We start from the raw sequence: 18,606 nt of genomic DNA, 5'->3' as shown, positions 1-18,606 counted from the left end.
GTGCGCGACCAGCGCGTGCCGGTGGCGTCGGTCATCCGGTACAGGCTGATGCGCGCGTCCTTGCCGCGGTGCCCGGCGACGATCTCGTCCTGCCCGTCGCCGTCGAGGTCGGCCACGGCCAGCGCGTGGCCGTTGGCCATGCCCTCCTCGATCACGATGCGCTCCCATCCCGACGGCCGCTCCAGGTAGACCGCGACGAGATTGCCGTGAAACGGCTCGATGGTGGCGAGGAACCGGCGCGCGCCGAGGCGGCCCAGCTTGATCTCGCTGGTGCCGCAACGCGGGCACGGCTCGAGGTTGCCAGAGGTGATCGGCACGTGTGTCCACTCGCCGTCGCGCGGCACCAGGCGCTGCACGCCGTCGAAGCTCGCGGTGAGCAGCTGCCAACGCCCGGCCCACTCGACCGGGTGGATGCTGTGCACGATGCCGGTCAGCGTCGACGAGATGCGCTGCCGCGCCCACGTGCCCGGCACGTAGGCGAAGATCGGCGTGCGGCCGGGATACTTCGGCGCCACCACGCCCGCGCCCGCGAACGGCGACACCAGCAGCCACGGCGACTTCCCGGCTTCGACGCGCATCCAGCGCACGCGATGCGCCGTGGGCACCGTGTCGATGGCGCGGCTGGTCCAGGGCTGCGTGGGGTCGTCGCCATGCGTGAGCAGCAGCACCTGCCCGACGCTGCGCGCGGGGTCGGTCTCGAACTGGTGCGCCATGGCGATCTCGGGGATGCCGTCGCCGTCGAGATCATGCGTGTCGAGGTTGATCACGCGCGGCACGCCGCTCACGAGCACGTGCCTGGCCCACGTCGGGTTCTCGTACCACGCCAGTTCCGTGGATCGCTCGTCGACGACGATGACGTCGAGGCGTCGGTCGCGATTGAGGTCGGCCAGGACCACCTGGTAGCCCATCCCGAGGCCCGACGCGACCGTCGTCTCGCGGAACGTCGGCGTCGGTGCCGGCGTGACCGCTTGCGCCGTGGGGGCCGGTTGCGCCATCGCGGCCAGCAGGACGAGAAGGAGACCCATCACCATCGGTCGCCAGTCTACCCGCGCCTGAGGCATCATGCGGGGCACATGCGAAAGGCACCCGACACAGCAGCGGTGGGGCGACGAGCGTTCCTCGTCTCGGGCGCGCTCGGGGCGCTGGCCCTCAAGGGGAGCCACGCCGGGGCCGTCGAGACGCAGGCAGGCAGCGTCGGTCCGCTGCTGACGGCGCTCGTCCGCGCCAACGACGACCGCGTGCGCGCCTGGCTGGCGCGGCAGGAGCGGCGACCGGGCCACCGCTGGCTCGGGTGCCTGATGGTCGAGTACGGACTGCCCTCGCCCGGCGGCACCGCGCAGATGATCGCGGGCTTCGTTGCCGCGCTCGTCTCGCCCACGTCGGCCTTCCATCATGACGACGCGCTCGCCGAGGCGGCCATGTCTGCCGGCGCGGGCCTCCTGCGGGCGCAGCACGACGACGGGACGATCGACCTTCCCACGACCAACTTTCACTCGCCGCCCGACACGGCCTTTGCGCTCGAGCCCGTCACCGCGGCGATGACGATCCTGCAGCGCCACCCGTGGCCCAGGCTCGCGCCGCTGCAGGCCTCGCTCGACACCTTCATGCGACGGGCCGGCGAGGCCCTGGTGACCGGCGGCGTCCACACGCCCAATCACCGATGGGTCGCGGCCGCCGCACTGGCCCGCCTGCACGCGCTGCGCCCTGACCCGCGGTACGTCGCGCGGATCGACGCGTGGCTGGCCGAGACCATCGACATCGATCCGGACGGGCAGTACACCGAGCGCAGCACCACCGTCTACTCGCCCATCGTCGACCGCGCCCTGCTGACGATCGCGACCCTGCTCGACAGGCCGGCGTTGCTCGATCCAGTGCGCCGCAACCTCGAGATGACGCTGTACTACGTGCATCCCGATGGCGAGGTCGCCACCGAGGCCTCGCGACGGCAGGATCGGTACCAGCGCGGCAGCATGGCCCGGTACTACGTGAGCTATCGCGCGCTCGCGCTGCGTGATCGCGATGGCCGGTTCGCCGCCATCGCCCGGCGCGTCGAGGACACCGCGTTGCCCCAGCTCGCCGGCGACCTGCCGGCGTTCCTCGAGTGGCCCGACCTGCAGCGCCCGCTGCCGCCGGACGCGGCGTTGCCGACCGAGTACGTGAAGGTGTTCGCGTGGTCGAAGCTCGCGCGCATCCGTCGCGGGGCCGTGAGCGCGACGGTGCTGGCCGACAACACCACGGTGCTGTCGCTGCGCCACGGGCAGGCGGCACTCGAGGCGGTCCGGCTCGCCACGGCGTTCTTCGGCAAGGGCCAGTTCGCCGGCGAGGCGCTCGAGGTGGTCGACGACCGCACCTTCCGGCTGCGACAGCACCTCGAGGGCCCCTACTTCCAGCCGCTGACGGCCGCACAGGTGGCCAACGGCGACCACGTCCGCATGACGCCCAACGGCACCCTGGCGTCCGACAGCCGTGCGCTGCGCGCACAGAGCGAAGTGCAGGTGCTCGACTCGCGTGTCGAGGTCACCGAGCGCGACGGCGTCGTGACGCTGGACGTCGACATCCGCGGCACCAACGACGTGCCGGTGGCCCTCGAGCTGGGCTTCCGCCACGGCGGCACGCTGGAAGGCGTGGAGCCGGTCAAGGACGTCGCCAACGCGTTCCTGCTGCGCGCGGGGACAGGTCGCTATCGCGTCGGGGACGACACCATCGCGTTCGGCCCGGGACAGGCGGCACACACCTGGACAGAGTTGCGGGGCGCGCTCCCGAAGTGGGATGGCCAGAGCGTGTACCTCACCGGCCTGACGCCATTCCACGCCACCCTCACCCTGAGCTGACGATGCGACGCTTCCGCTGCTTCCCCGCCATCCTCCTGGCCGCCGCCATCATCGCGGCGTGCTCCCCCCTGGCGCGTGCCGAACGCGCGCCGCTGCGCGAGTACGACGTCCTCCGTCGATTTCCGGCAGGACGGCTGGTCATCGAGCCGCCCGACGCGCAAGGGTTCTCGGGCACCAACCGCGTGCACGGGCAGTGGATCGAGGCCGGCCCGCAGCGCGGCAGTTGCCGCACGGTCATCTACGCGGTCGTGCAGAACGATCTCAAGGCCGCCGACAACGCGTGGCGTGGCATCGACGTGGCGTTCGCGCACCAGATGGAGGACGGGCGGTTCGAGGCGGCGACACGCCCCAATGGCCAGAGCGCGCGCCCGTACGGCGCGGCGGTGGAGACGGCGTTCTTCTTCATCCAGGAGTACGCCCGCGCCGTGCTGGTGATCCGGCAGTCGCCGCACGAGGCGCATTTCGCCGCGCGCATCGCCGCGCTCGACCCGAAGCTGCGCAAGGCGCTCGCGTTCATCAGCGGCGGGGTCGACACGATCATCCGCGAGACGAGCCACGCCCCGAACCGCATCATCATCGGCGCCAAGGCGCTCGGGCTCGGCGGGCTGGTGATCGGCGACGACCGCCTGGTGGCGCAGTCGCGGCAGCTCATGGCGCACGCGCTCACGCTGCGTGACGAGGGCGGGGTGTTCCTGGAGAAGGGCGGGCGCGACTCCAGCTACAACATCGTGTCGGTGCTGTTCGGGCAGGTGCTCACGCTGCACGTGCCGATGCCGGAGGCCGAGGCCGCATTCGGCAAGGCCATCGCGTGGCAGGTGTCGCGCATCCTGCCGACGGGCGAGGTGGACGTGCGTGGCAACACCCGCACGGGCGTGGGCAAGGAAGCCTCGTACGGCGGTGAGCCGAAGAACGTCAACTACACGGAGGTCATGCAGGCGCTGACGCTGTACGGCCTCGTGCACGACGACGCCGCCGCGCTGGCTGCCGCCGATCGGGTCTTCGGCTACATGCAGCGGCAGGCCGCCGCCCGCTGACGCCGGTCACGCTCGCCCGCTCGCCTGCCACTCATTCCGGGACGGAATCGGCCTGCCCGCTGGTCCCTGCCGCCCGCCGGCTCGTCCCGGCAGGGCGTCCTGGGGGTCGGCCCTCGCCGCCGCCGGGATGTACCATCGTCGAGGTGCGCCTGCCGCGACCTTGCGGCGGGCCACGACATTCCGAGGTGATTCGATGAGACGTGCCCTGCTCGCAGTCGCGGCGACCTGCCTGGTCGCTGGCTGCTCCTCCCCGGCCCCTGCCCCGACGGCAGAGGCCCCTGCCCCGGCGCCGGCCAAGCCTGCCCTCGGGACCTTCGGCGTCGACCTGTCCAACATGGATCCGGCGGTGAAGGCCGGCGACGACTTCTTCCGGCACGCCAACGGCAAGTGGCTCGCGACGTTCAAGATGCCGGCCGACAAGGCCCGCTACGGGGCGTTCGACGCGCTGGGCGACAAGTCGGAGGCCGACGTCAAGGCCGTGCTCGAGGACCTTGCGGCGAAGAAGCCGGCGGCCGGGACCACGCCGGCCAAGGTCGGCGACATGTACGCGAGCTGGATGGATGAGGCAGCCCTCGAGGCACGCGGCACCGCGCCGCTGAAGCCCTACCTCGCGCAGATCGAGGCCGTCACCGACACGAAGGGCGTGCTCGCGCTGATGGCGACGCCGGAGTTCACGGCGCCGTTCGGCATCGGCATCGAGGCCGACCCGCAGGACCCGAAGCAGTACGCGATCTGGGCGGGCCAGGGCGGCCTCGGCATGCCCGACCGCGACTACTACCTCGAGAAGGGCGCGTCCTTCGACAAGTACCGCTCGGCGTACAAGACGTACGTCACGAAGATGTTCGAGCTGCTCGGGGATGCAACGCCTGCCGCCTCGGCCGACCAGGTGATTGCGCTGGAGACGACGATCGCCAGGGGGCACTGGAAGCAGGCCGAGTTGCGCGACGTGGCGAAGGCGATCAAGCCGATGCCGCTGGCGCAGTTCAAGACGTTCGCGCCGGCGATCGACTGGGACGCCTTCATGGCGGGCATGGGCCTGCCGCCGACCGTCGACAAGATCGTCGCGTACGGTGACACGGCGGTGAAGAACGGCGCGGCGCTCGTCGGCAGCCAGCCGGTGGCCACGTGGAAGAAGTACCTGGCCTTCCACATCGCGTCGAGCAACGCCAACAACCTGCCGAAGGCCTTCGACGACGCCAGCTTCGAGTTCTTCGGCAAGACGCTGCGCGGCCTCGAGGCCAAGCGCGAGCGCTGGAAGCGCGGCGTGACGCTGCTCGACCAGAACATCGGCGAGGGCGTCGGCGAGACCTACGTGGCGAAGTTCTTCCCGCCCGAGCACAAGGCCAAGATGGACGCCCTGGTGGCCAACCTGCGCAAGGCCCTCGACGGACGACTGAAGACGCTGGCATGGATGGACGAGGCGACGCGGGCCGAGGCGCTCAAGAAGCTGTCGACGTTCGAGCCGCGGGTCGGCTACCCCTCGAAGTGGCGCGACTACTCGGCGCTGAGCATCGACAAGGGCACGCTCTTCGAGAACGTGGTGAACGCGCGCGCCTTCGAGTGGAAGCGGCAGGTGGCCCGTCTCGGCAAGCCGGTGGACCGCGAGGAGTGGGGCATGAACCCGCAGGAGGTCAACGCCTACTACAACCCGCTGATGAACCAGATCACGTTCCCGGCGGCGATCCTGCAGCCGCCCTTCTTCGACGTGCACGCCGACCCGGCCGTCAACTACGGCGCCATCGGCGCCGTGATCGGCCACGAGATCGGCCACGGCTTCGACGACCAGGGGCGGTCGTTCGACGAGGCCGGACGGACGCGCAACTGGTGGACGCCCGAGACCGACGCCAAGTTCAAGGCCGCCACGAAGCAGCTGGGCACGCAGTACGCGAAGTACTGCCCGGTGCCGAACGGCTGCATCAACGGCGACCTCACGATGGGCGAGAACATCGGCGACCTCGGTGGCCTGACGATGGCCTACACGGCCTACAAGCTGTCGCTCGACGGCAAGGACGCGCCGGTGCTCGATGGCCTGACCGGCGACCAGCGCTTCTTCCTCGCGTGGGCGCAGGTGTGGCGCGCGCTCGCCCGTGAGGACGACACGCGGCAGCGCCTGGTCACCGATCCGCACTCGATGCCCGAGTTCCGCTGCAACGGCGTCGTGCGCAACATGGACGAGTGGTACGCCGCGTTCGGCGTGAAGGAGGGCGACAAGCTCTACCTCGCGCCCGACCAGCGCGTGAGGATCTGGTAGGGACTGACGGGCGCGCCTCCGGGCGCGCCCCCATCCGACAGTCGGCAGTCGACAGTCGGCGTTAAGCGTTAAGCGTTACGACGCGCCAGCATGTCGGCGGCCGTGTCGCGGAGGGTCTCCTCCACCGGCCGCGTCGTCCAGCCCAGCACCCGTCGCGCCTTGTCGGCCGACACGTGGCACTCGACGCCGAGTTCGCCCACCACCATCCGCACCGTCGGGTCGAACCAGCCCAGCACCCGAACCAGCCAGTCGGGCACGACCCGCGTCGGCACGCGGGCGCCCGAGGCCGTCAGCATCCGCGCGACCTCGCCGTACCAGTAATCGCCCTCGCACGCGAGGAACCGCTGGCCCGCCGCCTCGGTGCGCGTCATGGCCAGCAGGTGCAGCGCTGCCACGTCGCGGACGTCGACGAGGGGCAACATCAGCCGCGGCACGCCGGGCACCTCGCGGTCGACCAGCTTGCGCACCAGCTCGTTGGAGGCATTGCGCCCGGCGCCCAGTGAGGGTCCGAGCACGTACACGGGGTTGACCGTCGCCAGTTCCATCCGCCGGTCGGCCGCCAGCGCCTGCACGAAGGCCCACGCATCGCGCTCGGCGAGCGTCTTCCCGCGGCTGTAGGCCGGCATGTCGGCCTCGAGGTCGCTCCAGTCGTCCTCGGTGAACACGTGGGCGCCGCGCCGGCGCCCCGACAACACGGCGGCCACCGACGAGGTGAACACCACGCGACGCACGCCGGCGGCCGCGGCCGCCACGAGCACCCGCCGCGTGCCGTCCTGCGCGGGCGCGATGACCTCCTGCGGGTCGCGCGGACGACGCGCCAGCACGGGCGACGCCGTGTGGAGGACGAACGCGCTGCCCTCGATCGCCTGCGCCCACCCCTCGTCGGCCATCAGGTCGGCGGCCCTGAAGTCGAGGCGTTCGCGCTGGCCGGGCACGTCGGCGAACGCGGCGCGCACCCCGTCGGCCCTGTCGAGGCTGCGCAGCGTGCCCCGCACGCGATACCCCGTATCGAGCAGGGCGCGGATGCAGTGCCGCGCGATGAAGCCCGACGCGCCGGTCACGGTGACGAGTGGGGACGACGCGTCGGTCATGAGGCGAGCCGGTGAGTGCGCGCCAGGATGGCCTGCGCGAGTGCGCCGGCCGCCCCATCACCCTCCGCGAGCAGACGGTCGAAGCCGGCACGATCGGTCACGAGCACCTCGACGGGCATCGAGGCGCGCACGGTCGCGTTCCTCGGCGCACGATTCAGCAGCCCCATCTCGCCGAAGTAGTCGCCAGGGCCGAGCGTCGCCAGGGCCACGGGCGTGCCCTGCGGATCGAGGCGCGTCACGTCGACGTGGCCGGTGACGAGCACGAAGAACTCGTCGGCAGAATCCCCCTCGGCGATCAGCACGTCGCCGGGTGCGTGATGGCGTGGCGCGAACTCGGGCAACACGGCGGCGAGCATGGCCGGGGTCAGGCGCGGCAGGCTGTCCATGAGCCGTCCCGTTGCCGCACGCCGTCGCAGCAGCTGCCCGATCTCCGAGGCCACGAGATCCGAGGAGGCCACCATGGCCAGGAACGACTCCCCGTCGATCACGCGGGTCACGGCCCCCGTGTCCGCGGCGGTCACCGTCGCGTTGCGCGGCGCGCGCTGCAGCAGGCCGACCTCACCGAACCACTGCCCTGGTCCGAGGCGAGCGATCTCGCGCGAGGCCCCGTCGCCTGCACGGGACACCACGACGTCGCCCTGCTCGATCAGGTGGAACGTGTCGGCCGCGTCGCCCTGCCGCAGGATGACCTGGCCGGGTGCGAAGGTCTCCCGTCGGGCGGCCGTGAGCGTCGCCTGCACGGTCGGCTCCTCATGCCCGGGAAAGGCGGAGAACAGGGCCTCCTCGGACGCGACGACCGAGGTGGCCTCGCCGACCGGGCGCCGCGCTCCCGCCGACACGCGAAGGCGGAATCGCCTGTCCGGTGACGGCAGCGGATGCGTGCTCCGGCGCAGGCGGTAGTCGGGTGGGTCCATCGCCAGGCCGCGCTCATGCAGCACGGTGCCCACGAGCACCATCGACATGAGTTCGACCAGGCCCATTGCGGCACAGCGGCGATCGCCCAGGCCGAACGGCATGCAGGCGCCAGGCCGCCGGTGCTCCAGGCGGGGCGGGCGGCATCGCTCGGGATCGAAGCGCCCGGGCTCCGGGAACAGCGCGGGGTCGTAGCTGGTCGGCACCGGCGACACGACGAGCGCATCGCCACGACGGATGCGGTGCCCCAGGAAATCGATGTCCGCCACGACGTCGAACGGCAGGCCAATCGCGAGCGAATGCAGGCGCAGCGTCTCGTCGTACACCGACCGCAACAGCGTGAGCGATCGCACCGCCGCGGCATCGTCGATCCCGCGGGCGACGCCGTCGCGCACTTCTCGCCGCAGCGCCTCGTGCAGGTCGGGATCGCGCAGGATCTCGTACAGCATGAACGCCGTGAGGCGCCCCACGTAGCCGATGCTGGCGCCGATGCCGTACGCGGCGTAGCCGACGACTTCGTCCTCCGTGAACGGCGTGCCCTGCGCATCGTGCGCTGCCCACAGGGCGTCGACGATGGTGGGCGGGCCATCGCCGGCGGGGCGATCGCGGCGCGCCCGGACGAGGTCGGTGATGGCGCCGTACGTGCGCCGGTGCGAGGCCCGGTACCACGGCAGCCGCAGCACGAAGGGCGGGAGCTGCCGCGCCGCGACGTTCATCAGGTAGTCCGTCATGCGCAGGCAGTCGGGGAACGCAATCTCCGGTCGACCGATCAGCACACGGTACATCTCGAACGCCAGGCGCTTGGTCTCTCGCACGGCGGGACCGGTGACGCCCTCAGGCCACTCGCGCACGAGTCGGCCCACGACGTCCATCAGCGCGGGCACGTGCGCCGACGCGACCTGTCGCGAGTACGGCAGCGCGAGCGCCGGTCGCAGGCGCGCGTGCGCGGGACCAATCTCCTTCAGGATGAGGTCGGCGCGACCGAACTCACGCGCAATCGGGCCGAACAGGCGTTCGCGCGAGAGGTGCGCGGGCCCGAGGCCCAATGCCATGAACTCGGACGCCTCGGCGCCAGCGACGATCGTGTAGGTGCGCCAGGCCGCGCGCACACGGAACACAGGCCCACGCTGGCGGTACCCGTCGGTAATCGCGCCCGCCGTATCGTCGAGCAAGGCACGCGCGTTGCCGAGCAGCCAGGTCCCCGGGCACATCGGCGGTCGTTCGGCCATGTGGGCGAACGATATCAGAGCTGGTATACCTCCTCCATGGACTACCGACTCCTCGGCCGGACGGGCGTGCGCGTCTCGCCCCTCTGCCTCGGCGCGATGAACTTCGGCGGGCCCACGCCCGACGAGGAAGCCATCCGCATCGTGCACACGGCGCTCGACGCCGGCATCAACTTCATCGACACGGCGAACATCTACCATGCCGGCGGCAGCGAGACGCTGCTCGGCAAGGCCCTCGCCGGGCGACGCGACGACGTGGTGCTGGCCACCAAGGTGCACTACCGCACGGGGCCGGGTCCCAACGACGCCGGCAACTCGCGCCTGCACATCCTCCGTGCCTGCGACGAGTCCCTGCGCCGCCTGAAGACCGACTGGATCGACCTGTACCAGTTGCACCGCGCGAGCCCGGAGATTCCGGTCGAGGAGACGCTCGGCGCGCTCGGCGACCTGGTGCGTGCCGGCAAGGTGCGCTACGTGGGCTGCTCGACGCATCCGGCGTGGATGGTGATGGAGGCCCTCGCGGTCGCGGAGCGGATGGGACTGCCGCGCATGGTGAGCGAGCAGCCGCCCTACAACCTGCTCGACCGGCGCATCGAGAACGAACTGGTGCCATTGGCGCAGCGCTACGGACTGGCCCTGATGCCGTGGGCGCCGCTGGCGCAGGGCGTGCTCGCCGGTCGCTATCCCGCGGGCGCGGCGCTGCCCGACGACTCCCGCGCCGCACGGCAGCCGGGCAGCATCTATTCCCAGCGCGTGACGGCACGCGGCATCGAGGCTGGCGCCCGGTTCTCGGCGCTGGCGGCCGAGCGTGGGCTGCCCCCGGGCCAGATGGCGCTGGCCTGGTGCAAGGATCAGCCTGCCGTGACCGCGCCGATCGTCGGCCCGCGGACGCTGGCGCAACTCGAGGACCTGCTGCCCGTGCTCGAGATGACGCTCGATGCCGAGACACGAGCTGCGTGCGATGCCATCAACCCGCCCGGCGGGGCACTGGTGAACTTCCACAACACGGCGCCGTGGATGAAGACGCCGATCGACTGAACCGGGCAGGAACAGGCTCAGGGCTCAGGGACAGGAAGCACTCTGCAGGGATTGGGGCTGGGGGCTGGGGGCTGGGGGCTCAGAGAGCACTCTTCAGCGCGGAGGGCGCATCGAGTTCGCTGAGTCGGGGCGCGGATCCTCCAACTCGTCGCCTGCGCTTCATTCTGAATTCCGAATTCTGAATTCGTGTGCGGACTCGCCGCCGCCAGCGTTCTGGTCGTCATGGCCAGGACTCGAACGCCGACGCGAACGCCCCGGGCGCGCACGACGAACGCTCCACGGCGTCGCGTCTCGACGCTTCATGCGTCGTCAGCCGGAGCCGGTGCCGCCGCCACGCCCCGTTCCCGCGCGAGGGCCCGTACGGCACGGGCGGCCGACGTCGTGCAGGTACGCTTTCGCCTGACGGACGTCGCCGACGCGGCGCTGCGCGATCCCTCGACGTTCTTCACCTTCCGCAAGGTCGACGACAACCGCCAGGTGGGCGACCAACTGGACGTCGCCGTCGATGGCCGGGCCGTGTCGTTCGCGCTGCCCGCGTCGCAGGACGTGCTGGTGTGCGAGATCGACCCGCAGCGCTACCGGTTCGCGCGCTCGCCCGTGTTCTTCGGCACGCCCGGCACGAGCGTGGACGAGACGGTGCGCCTCTGGCGCGAGCCGCTGGCCTGGGAGCCGCGCTTCACGCCATGGGACGACCTGCCGCGATCGTTCGCGCCACTCCAGCGCGTGCTCCGGGCCTCGCCCGACGTCACCTTCTTCGACCGTGCGCGCCCCGGCCGCCTCGTCGCGCCACGGATGGTGAAGGAGGCCTGGGACGGCCTGTCGGGATCCGAGGCCACGCTGGCGAAGACGTCGCTGCTGAATCTGTACTACCGGCTCGACAGCGTGGCGGAGCCCATCGGCCGCGAGCACACGTGGTTCTCGTTCGTGAAACGCCTCCTCGCGATCGGCCGCGAGCGGGTGCTGGCCATGGTCGACCCGGAGATGCTCCGCCTCGTGGGGCACGTGCGCGAGCACCTCGAGCACTTCTCCGCCGACTACGAGGCCACCCCGGCCGGCAACCATCGCCCCAACGTGCCCCCTGACCTGCAGGCCGACATCGTCGACATGGTCAGCCTCAAGTCGACGCACGCCAAGGGCAACTTCCAGCTGACGCTCACGCGACTGCGGGGGACCGACGACGTGTTGCTCGACGCCGACATCGACGAGAGCGGCGACCTGCTCGGCCACCTGCTCGACATCTTCAAGCACAAGCGGACGGGCGGGACGCACCCGCACGACATCCACGAGATCCTCGTGCTGCAGGACGGCGCGTCGCAGGGATTCGACCTGGGCTATCGGCTGGTGTAGCCTCGACACCTCCGGCGGTGCCGCTGGAGACCGTACCAAGGCTGGGGGCAGCACATCACCATGGCGAAACGATTCATCATCGGCCTCGAGCCCGGACAGGATCTCGAGGCCCTCACGCGCCAGGTGAAGGCCCGCGGCGCCAGTTGGGTGGGCGAGCCGCGCGCCGCGCTTCCCGACGTGCTCGTGGTGGCCGTCCCCGAGGAACTCGACGACACCCGCTTCGTGGAGGCCGTGAAGGCGCTTGGCGGGGTGCGCTACGTCGAGGCCGACGCGCTCGGCTGGACCTCCTGACGCCGCGTCCCGACCCATCCCCCCGGCAGCATCGGCGACGACACCGCCTGCGGGTCGTGCGCGCGCAGGAGCAGCACGGCGATACCCGCGAGTCCGGTGAACAGCCCCGGGATCACCTCGGCGCCCTGCAGGCCCACAGTCCAGCGCCCGCCGTTGGCGACGCGGATGGCCAGGCAGAGGTCGGCCACGCGGCGCGCAGCCAGCAGGTGATCGCGTTCGCCCGTCACCTCGTGGGCCAGCAGCAGCAGGTCGAGCACCCCGCCGAGGCCGTGGCACAGCGTGACGTCCGCGGCGAGCCCGTCGCGTCTCGCGCGGCCGGCGGCCGCTGCCACCTGGCGCGCGGCCTCGACGGCCAGGCTCGCGTCAGCAAGCACTGACAGGTCGCCGTCGAGCGCGTACAGGCGCCAGCGAGCGGCGCCGATGCCGAGTGCGCCGTGGCACCACGCCGCCATCCAGCCGGGCCAGCGGCCGTCCGGACCGCCTGGCGGCGCCTCGCGCAAGTCGGCCCACGCCTGCCGTTCAGGCGAGTACCAGCCGCTCTCGTACCGCAGCGCCTCGCGCACCAGCCCGGCCCACGTGTCGTCACCGGCAACACGCCCCGCCTCGGCGAGCGCCCACGCCGCGCCCGACGCGCCGTGCCCGAGGCCGCACAGCCCGGGTCCTCCGCCTGTCGTCGGCCAGGACGCGCCATACGCGTCGCACACCGCCCGGGCCGCGAGTCGTCGAGCCGCCGCCAGGGCGCCCTCGCGCAGGAGGGCGTCGGGCGTGTCGCGATCGATGGCCAGCAGCCCGATGGCGATGCCGGCGAGTCCGCCGATGAGATCGACCTCTTCCGTCGATGACGGCGTGTCGATGACCTGCCGCGCCACGGCACGCGCCAGCGACAGGCCGCTGCGCCGCAGCGAGAGGCTCCCCGCCGCGCGGGCCCCGTCGACCGCCGCCCATGCCGTGCCCACGGCGCCCGCACAGAGACCGCTCGGCAACACACCGCCTTCCCGCATCCGTGCCACGGCGCTGCGGAGCGCGGCGACGCCGAGTTGCACGCATCGCGGGTCGTGCACGGCCGCGCCAACGTGAACGAGGCTCCATCCGATACCAGCCGTCCCGGCATAGAGGTCGCCGCCCACCTCGCCGCGGACGACGCGCGCCGACGCGCCGTCGCCCACGATGTCGTCGCCGATCCACGTCACATGTCGGCCAGTGACGACGGCGCTGGAGACCAGTTCCGACGCGATGTCGCGCGACGCCGCCAGCCAGGGCGACATCGAGGACGACAACGAGCGGACCGGACCGGTCCGCGTGCTCATGGTCACCCCGCGTCGTTCAGCCATGGGCGCTCCGGGTCGAGGCGCGCGGCCCGCAGGCTGCGCGCGAGATGGTCGATGGCGTCGCCGGCGCCGGGTCCTGGCCCAGCGAGCCAGGCACGCACGGCTCCGGCGAGGATGCGACACCGCCGCTGCCCGAACGACTCGTCGCCGGGATCCTCGGCAAATGCGGCGCCCGGCGCGATCGGCCTGGCGAGAGGCGGATGCCACGGCCGAAGGTACGACGTGAGGTCGCGCGCCAGCGTCGTCACCGGTGCATCGAGGCGCGGCCAGTCCGTCGCCGCGACGTACACCACCAGCGTGTCGATGCGCGCGCACGCCTCGAGCCGCGCGGGCGTCTTCAGGCTGTAGGTCAGGTCGAGCGACTCGAGCAGCGACACGACACGCGACACGACGAGCGGCAGCGTCGCCGGTGGCACCGACCAGTGCACGCGCACGAGCGGGCCCACGAGGTCGGCCTCCGATCGCGTGGTCCAGAACCCCGTGGCCTCGTCGACGCCGTCGAGACAGGCAGTGAGAGCCACGGCATCGCCAGGCATGGCGGGCACGCCCGGCCGCGCGCGATTCACGTACTCGCCGGGTCGGACGAGCCGCGACGCGCCCCGGCGACCGACAAGGCACTGGCCCTCGCCGCGACGCTCGAGCACCACCCACCCCTCGCGCCATCGGGCCGATGAGGGCAGCGACGCGCGCAACGCCGAGGCCAGGTCCGTGCGCCACGCGACGTGCGGATCGGCGGCGTCGGGCTCCGGCAGCGCCACGTACCACGAGGCGTACAACCACGCCGCGAGGGCGTTGGCGTGACCCGCGACGGGCTCGGCGTCGGCCATCAGGCGCTCGACATGCGCGGCCTCCTCGCGCACGAGTTCGACGAGCCGCGCGAGCGACGCGTGGACCTCCACTGGCAATCGCCTGCCCGGCTGACTCATGCCGCGGCCCATGCCACGCCCTCCTCGGTGAGTCGCGCGAGGTCGCGCGTCCAGGCGCCGGCGTGGGCTACCAGCGGTTCGACGACACCGAGGTCGTCGCCAGGCTGTCGCTCGGCCCACTCCGTGGCCACGTGCAGCAGACGCGCCACCGCGCACGCCCACAGATGCCGCCAGGCAGCATCTCGGGTGGTGATCGCCGGCCCGCCCGCGGCGGCGTACGCGCGCACCAGGCGTGGCAGCGCGGCAACGGCAGGCCCCTCGCCCATCACGCCGGTCGACCGGAGTCCTTCCATGGCGGCGTCGACGATCACCGTCGCCAGATCCCAGGCCGGGTCTCCCGAGCCAGAGAGTTCCCAGTCGATCACGCGCACGCCAGACGCAGCCGACGACGGCACGGCGAACCAGTTCTCGCGTCGGAGATCGCCGTGGATGAGGCAGGTGTCGCGCCAGCCTGCACGCGCTTCACGCAGCACCGCCGCGAGCCCCACGTCGTCGACGATGGCGTGCATGAGCCGGCTGGTCGCGGGCGCGCGACCGGCGAGTGCGACCTCGAGTGCATCAGGCATCTCGAGAATGCCCATCGCCGGCGATGGCCACAGCCCGGTCTCCGTGGTCGCACGGTGCCAGCACGCCATCGCGTCCCCCAGTGCCTCGGCGACGCCCTCGTCCTCGAGTCGCGGAACTGGCGCGCACCCGTTGCCCACGGCCTCGAGTACCAGCACCTGGCGCCCCTCGTCGAGGTGCCACGCCTGCGGCAGCACGGCGGCCAACGCGGGCACCGACCGCGCGAGCCGGTACACGAACAGTTCCTGTCGCAGGTCGCGGCCCGTCGGCGCGCCTGCCGGCCACTGCTTGACGATCGCCGCGCGCCCGTCGGCGGTCGTCACGAGGCACACGTCGTGCGCACTGGACCGCGACGCCACGGCCGCGCTCGACACGTCAGCCGTGTCGAGCCAGCCGCACGCGGCCAGGACACGGAGGGGCGCGACTGGCGCGCGCGCCCCTCCCGCCACGGACGTCAGGGCGTCAGGCGCCACCCTCGTCCCCACCATAGCCGCCGCCGTACGGGTCGTCGTCCCAGCCCTCGCCGCCCGACCCGGTCTCGCCCGGGTTGATGGGCGGCCGGCCAGGATCCGGGACGCACGCCAGCGACGGGCAGCGCACCGTCGCCGATGGCTGCTGGCACACCACGGCATTGGACGGACACACCAGCGTCGACTGGCAGGCCACCTGCCGCGACGTGCACTGGACCACGGTCGAGGCGCAGGCGATCGGACGCGACGGCGCCGGACACGTGATGGGCAGACTCTGGCACGCGACCTGTCGGGAGACGCAGGCCACGACGCGGGAGACCTGGTTGCAGACCACGAGCCGCGACTGCTGTGGACAGGTCGTGATGGGTACCGACGGGCGCGGACAGGCGCGCGCGATCGCGGCGGCGGCGTCGATGCACCCGAAGCCGTACGCGTTGTTCGGGATCGGATCGGCCGGCTGGTCGCGCAGCGGACGCGCGGTCTGCCGCAGGATGTCGCCGACCTGCGCCGCCGTCAGGTTGGCGTTGCACGACAGGATGAGCGCCGCGAGGCCGGCGACGTGCGGCGACGCCATCGACGTGCCGTCCTTGGTGCCGAAGCCGTTGTCCCAGTCCGTGCTCAGGATGCCGACGCCCGGGGCGACGACATCGATGTGCGGCCCGGTCTGCGAGAACCCGGCGCGCTGGTTCGACGCGTTGATCGCGCCGACGGCGATCACGCCCGGATACGCCGCCGGGAAGCTCGTCGGGTTGCCCTGCTGGAACGAGTTGCCCATCGCCGCCACGACCACCGCGCCCCGCGCGACGGCGTAGGCGATCGCGTCGCGCTCCACCTGCGTGTCCGTGGTGCCACCGAGGCTGAGGTTGAGGACGCGCGCGCCGTTGTCGACGGCCCAGCGGATGCCCGCGGCGATGTCGGCCGCCGAACCGGTGCCCGAGACGCGGCCATCGCTGAGGCGCACGATGCGCGTGAGCACCTTGACCGGCATGAGACGGCATGCCCACGTCATGCCCGCGACGCCGGTGCCGTTGTTGCTGAGGCAGCTGATGGTGCCAGCCACGTGCGTGCCGTGACCGACCTCGTCCTGCGGCACGTTGTCGCGGCCCTGGAAGTCGCCCTCGAAGCGCCAGCCCGCCGGCGGCGTCGGGTTGGGGCCGAGATCGACCATGTCGTTGCCCTGGACCAGCAGCGACGCCAGCTCGGGGTGATCGAGGTCGATGCCCGTGTCGATCACGGCGACGGTGACGTTGGCCGAGCCGGTGGTGCGGTCCCAGGCCGCCGGGGCGTTGACGTGTGCGAACCCCCACTGCGCGGGGAAGCTCGGGTCGTTGGGCGTGACGTAGGCCTCGCGGTACCGGTTCGGTTCCACGTACTCCACGCCATCCACGGCCGACAGTTGCGCTACCGCATCGTCCACCGACGTGTCGCGATCGAAGGCGATGCGGAACGTCGAGGCCATCGGCACGGCGAACTCGAGCGCTCGCACGCCGGACTCGCCCGCACTGCGCGCCCCGACGGTGGGCGGCGCCGGCGGGTGCAGCCGCGCAATGCCCTGGACGCCGAGTCCCGACAACACCGCGTCCAGCTCGTCCACGCCGAACGTGGTGACGCCGCCGGCCGCACGCGCGACGCGACGCGGACCGCGGCCGATACTCTCGGTGATCCGCGCGGCGGTGTCCTCCCGCAGCTGGATCACCACTTCGCCCGGAATCACGTCGCTGGCGCCGTCGGCGAAAATCGACGTCGTGTCGCCTTGCGCCGTGGCATCGCGTCCGCGCCGCAACCGCGGGCGCGGGCTCGCCTGAGCGCGAGCCGCTGGCGCCTTCGCCGCGCGCTTCGCTGTCCTGCTGGTCTTCTTGGCCATGTGTTCCTCCCCTGGCCAGAGGCGACGCAGCCGCGCCGCCAGTCTCGTGGCCGTGCAGTCAGGAACGTGCGTCCTCCGGGCTTCGTACAGCGCGGATCGCGATGTTCGGAACGGCTCGACGCATCGTTTGTACGCGTGGGAACCACGGTATCCGCGCTAGTCTTGGCCGTCATGCCCACGCGACGCGATCTCGCCCGCACCCTGGCGTCGGCCGGCCTCGGCGTCCTGGCGCCCACCCCGGCGTCTGCGACCCAGGCGGCGGCCGCACCTGCCCGGCAGACGGTGCTCGCCATCGGCGCGCACTACGACGACTGCCCCTTCGGCATCCCCGGCATCCTGCTGCAGGCGATCGCGCGCGGGCACCGCGTCGTGATCCTCTCGATGATCGGCGACTACGGAAACTGGAAGCCGGTGCGTGGGCGTGGCCCTGATCTCGTCGAGGGCACGCGTCGCGTCAACGCCGACTACGGCGCCGAGTCGCGCTTCCTGTCGTTCGCGTCGGGGAAGATCCAGACCACCGACGAGGCGAGGCGTGCGGTGGCCGATGTCGTCGCGGAGGTCAAGCCCGACACGGCCTTCGTGCTCTGGGGGCGCGACCAGCACCCCGATCACGAGGCCGCGGCAGAGCTGGCCAAGATCGCCTTGCACCTCGGTGACCGCGTGCTCGCCGACCCGTTTGCGCCGTACAGCACGCCGCGGCGCGCGTACCAGTACGACAACGGTCCACGCCACACGATCGGCTTCGTGCCCGACACGTTCGTCGACGTGACCCGCGAGTGGCCGCGCGCGATCGAATGGCTGGGGCGGCTCATGGCCGTGACGCGCAACGAGCCGTACAAGGCCGATGCCCTCGATGGCGCGCAGCGGCTGAAGGAGAGCATCGCCCGCTACCGCGGCGCCACCTGCGGTGTGCAGTACGCCGAGGCGCTCGCCGCAGTGAACGCGTACCCGCAGGCCCTGTTCTGACCGGCACGTCGCTACGGTAGAGTACGGGGCACGATGCGACACGCCCTGTGCCTCACCCTGGCCTGCATCGCCCTCGTGGCGGGCCCGGCCGTGCCCGCCGACGCGCAGGGCACGAGCGCCGGATACACCCAGCCCTACCAGCGCAAGGCCCTCGACGTGTATCGCACCATCGTCGGCATGCGGACCGCCGCGGGGCAGGGGAAGGTGCCGGCCATGGCCGCGTACCTGGCCGACCAGTTCCGGCAGGGCGGCTTCCCTGCCGGCGACGTGCACGTGCTGCCGCTCACCCTGCCCGATGGCGAGGCGACGGCAGGCCTGGTCGTGCGCTACCGCGGCGACGGGTCATCGGGCAAGCGGCCGATCCTGCTGCTGGCGCACATGGACGTGGTCGATGCCCGCCGCGAGGACTGGACGCGCGACCCGTTCACGCTCGTCGAGGAGGGCGGCTACTTTTTTGGACGTGGGTC

At 71.9% G+C, this 18,606-nt stretch carries 14 protein-coding genes and 1 pseudogene; 8 read left to right on the top strand and 7 right to left on the bottom strand.

Translation table 11 applies throughout. The annotated features are described in order from the left end of the window. On the bottom strand, positions 1-1,031 hold a 1,031-nt coding region (locus tag ACIRDX_RS12695; RefSeq protein ID WP_396625799.1), incomplete at its 3' end, for an FG-GAP-like repeat-containing protein. 42 nt (positions 1,032-1,073) lie between these two features. Here ACIRDX_RS12695 and ACIRDX_RS12690 point away from each other — a divergent pair. The 3 genes from ACIRDX_RS12690 to ACIRDX_RS12680 all read left to right on the top strand — a co-directional run bounded on the left by ACIRDX_RS12690 (position 1,074) and on the right by ACIRDX_RS12680 (position 6,116). Beyond that, positions 1,074-2,831 carry a hypothetical protein gene (locus ACIRDX_RS12690; protein ID WP_396625798.1) on the top strand — a complete coding sequence of 586 codons (1,758 nt, stop codon included), beginning with the start codon at positions 1,074-1,076 and terminating at the stop codon, positions 2,829-2,831. Between the two features lie 2 nt (positions 2,832-2,833). Then, on the top strand, positions 2,834-3,865 hold the full coding sequence (locus ACIRDX_RS12685) for a hypothetical protein (protein ID WP_396625797.1): 1,032 nt from the start codon (positions 2,834-2,836) through the stop codon (positions 3,863-3,865). Positions 3,866-4,058: 193 nt separating this feature from the next. Further along, positions 4,059-6,116, top strand: coding sequence for a M13 family metallopeptidase (locus ACIRDX_RS12680; protein ID WP_396625796.1), 2,058 nt, complete (start codon positions 4,059-4,061; stop codon positions 6,114-6,116). Between the two features lie 68 nt (positions 6,117-6,184). On the opposite strand, the gene ACIRDX_RS12675 is transcribed toward ACIRDX_RS12680, so the two are convergent. Both ACIRDX_RS12675 and ACIRDX_RS12670 read right to left on the bottom strand, forming a co-directional pair. Further along, positions 6,185-7,207 (bottom strand): NAD-dependent epimerase/dehydratase family protein, encoded by a 1,023-nt coding sequence (locus tag ACIRDX_RS12675; RefSeq protein WP_396625795.1) that lies wholly within the window; start codon positions 7,205-7,207, stop codon positions 6,185-6,187. Continuing rightward, positions 7,204-9,348, bottom strand: a complete 2,145-nt coding sequence (locus ACIRDX_RS12670) for a cytochrome P450 (protein ID WP_396625794.1) — start codon at positions 9,346-9,348, stop codon at positions 7,204-7,206. The genes ACIRDX_RS12675 and ACIRDX_RS12670 overlap by 4 nt, the downstream gene beginning before the upstream one ends. A 36-nt stretch (positions 9,349-9,384) precedes the next feature. On the opposite strand from ACIRDX_RS12670, the gene ACIRDX_RS12665 reads away from it, so the two are divergent. From ACIRDX_RS12665 to ACIRDX_RS12655, 3 genes are all read left to right on the top strand, one after another. Then, on the top strand, positions 9,385-10,383 hold the full coding sequence (locus ACIRDX_RS12665; protein WP_396625793.1) for an aldo/keto reductase: 999 nt from the start codon (positions 9,385-9,387) through the stop codon (positions 10,381-10,383). A gap of 381 nt (positions 10,384-10,764) precedes the next feature. Beyond that, on the top strand, positions 10,765-11,730 hold the full coding sequence (locus ACIRDX_RS12660; RefSeq protein WP_396625792.1) for a hypothetical protein: 966 nt from the start codon (positions 10,765-10,767) through the stop codon (positions 11,728-11,730). A 60-nt stretch (positions 11,731-11,790) separates the two neighbouring features. Then, entirely contained in the window at positions 11,791-12,021 is a 231-nt protein-coding gene (locus ACIRDX_RS12655; RefSeq protein ID WP_396625791.1) for a hypothetical protein, read from the top strand. Here ACIRDX_RS12655 and ACIRDX_RS12650 read toward each other — a convergent pair. From ACIRDX_RS12650 to ACIRDX_RS12635, 4 genes are read right to left on the bottom strand one after another with little or no spacing between them, the layout of a single operon-like run. Continuing rightward, complete coding sequence (locus tag ACIRDX_RS12650) at positions 11,985-13,352, bottom strand: lanthionine synthetase LanC family protein (RefSeq protein WP_396625790.1); 1,368 nt, start codon at positions 13,350-13,352, stop codon at positions 11,985-11,987. The two genes, ACIRDX_RS12655 and ACIRDX_RS12650, sit on opposite strands and share 37 nt — an antisense overlap. Next, positions 13,331-14,248: a T3SS effector HopA1 family protein gene (locus ACIRDX_RS12645; protein ID WP_396625789.1), complete on the bottom strand. Its 918-nt coding sequence runs from the start codon at positions 14,246-14,248 to the stop codon at positions 13,331-13,333. Before ACIRDX_RS12645 ends, ACIRDX_RS12650 begins: the two co-directional genes overlap by 22 nt. A 23-nt stretch (positions 14,249-14,271) precedes the next feature. Continuing rightward, complete coding sequence (locus tag ACIRDX_RS12640; RefSeq protein WP_396625788.1) at positions 14,272-15,312, bottom strand: phosphotransferase family protein; 1,041 nt, start codon at positions 15,310-15,312, stop codon at positions 14,272-14,274. Next, entirely contained in the window at positions 15,302-17,173 is a 1,872-nt protein-coding gene (locus tag ACIRDX_RS12635) for a S8 family serine peptidase (RefSeq protein WP_396625787.1), read from the bottom strand. The genes ACIRDX_RS12640 and ACIRDX_RS12635 overlap by 11 nt, the downstream gene beginning before the upstream one ends. Positions 17,174-17,344: 171 nt before the next feature. Between ACIRDX_RS12635 and ACIRDX_RS12630 the strand changes: the two genes are divergently transcribed. After that, entirely contained in the window at positions 17,345-18,139 is a 795-nt protein-coding gene (locus ACIRDX_RS12630; protein WP_396625786.1) for a PIG-L deacetylase family protein, read from the top strand. A gap of 33 nt (positions 18,140-18,172) precedes the next feature. After that, positions 18,173-18,606, top strand: a pseudogene (locus ACIRDX_RS12625) (hypothetical protein); the annotation flags it as partial.

The sequence above is a fragment of the Luteitalea sp. genome (genome assembly GCF_044337415.1).
Taxonomy (GTDB): Bacteria; Acidobacteriota; Vicinamibacteria; order Vicinamibacterales; family Vicinamibacteraceae; genus Luteitalea.
The sequence above is the reverse complement of the archived record's forward strand: the minus strand, read 5'-3'. Positions and strand labels throughout refer to the sequence as shown.

Bases quoted from the DNA above. Each gene is read 5' to 3' on its own strand.
- ACIRDX_RS12665 (WP_396625793.1), top strand. From the start codon at position 9,385: ATGGACTACCGACTCCTCGGCCGGACGGGCGTGCGCGTCTCGCCCCTC.
- ACIRDX_RS12675 (WP_396625795.1), bottom strand. From the start codon at position 7,207: ATGACCGACGCGTCGTCCCCACTCGTCACCGTGACCGGCGCGTCGGGC.
- ACIRDX_RS12655 (WP_396625791.1), top strand. From the start codon at position 11,791: ATGGCGAAACGATTCATCATCGGCCTCGAGCCCGGACAGGATCTCGAG.
- ACIRDX_RS12670 (WP_396625794.1), bottom strand. From the start codon at position 9,348: ATGGCCGAACGACCGCCGATGTGCCCGGGGACCTGGCTGCTCGGCAAC.
- ACIRDX_RS12650 (WP_396625790.1), bottom strand. From the start codon at position 13,352: ATGGCTGAACGACGCGGGGTGACCATGAGCACGCGGACCGGTCCGGTC.
- ACIRDX_RS12690 (WP_396625798.1), top strand. From the start codon at position 1,074: ATGCGAAAGGCACCCGACACAGCAGCGGTGGGGCGACGAGCGTTCCTC.
- ACIRDX_RS12630 (WP_396625786.1), top strand. From the start codon at position 17,345: ATGCCCACGCGACGCGATCTCGCCCGCACCCTGGCGTCGGCCGGCCTC.
- ACIRDX_RS12680 (WP_396625796.1), top strand. From the start codon at position 4,059: ATGAGACGTGCCCTGCTCGCAGTCGCGGCGACCTGCCTGGTCGCTGGC.
- ACIRDX_RS12635 (WP_396625787.1), bottom strand. From the start codon at position 17,173: ATGGCCAAGAAGACCAGCAGGACAGCGAAGCGCGCGGCGAAGGCGCCA.
- ACIRDX_RS12685 (WP_396625797.1), top strand. From the start codon at position 2,834: ATGCGACGCTTCCGCTGCTTCCCCGCCATCCTCCTGGCCGCCGCCATC.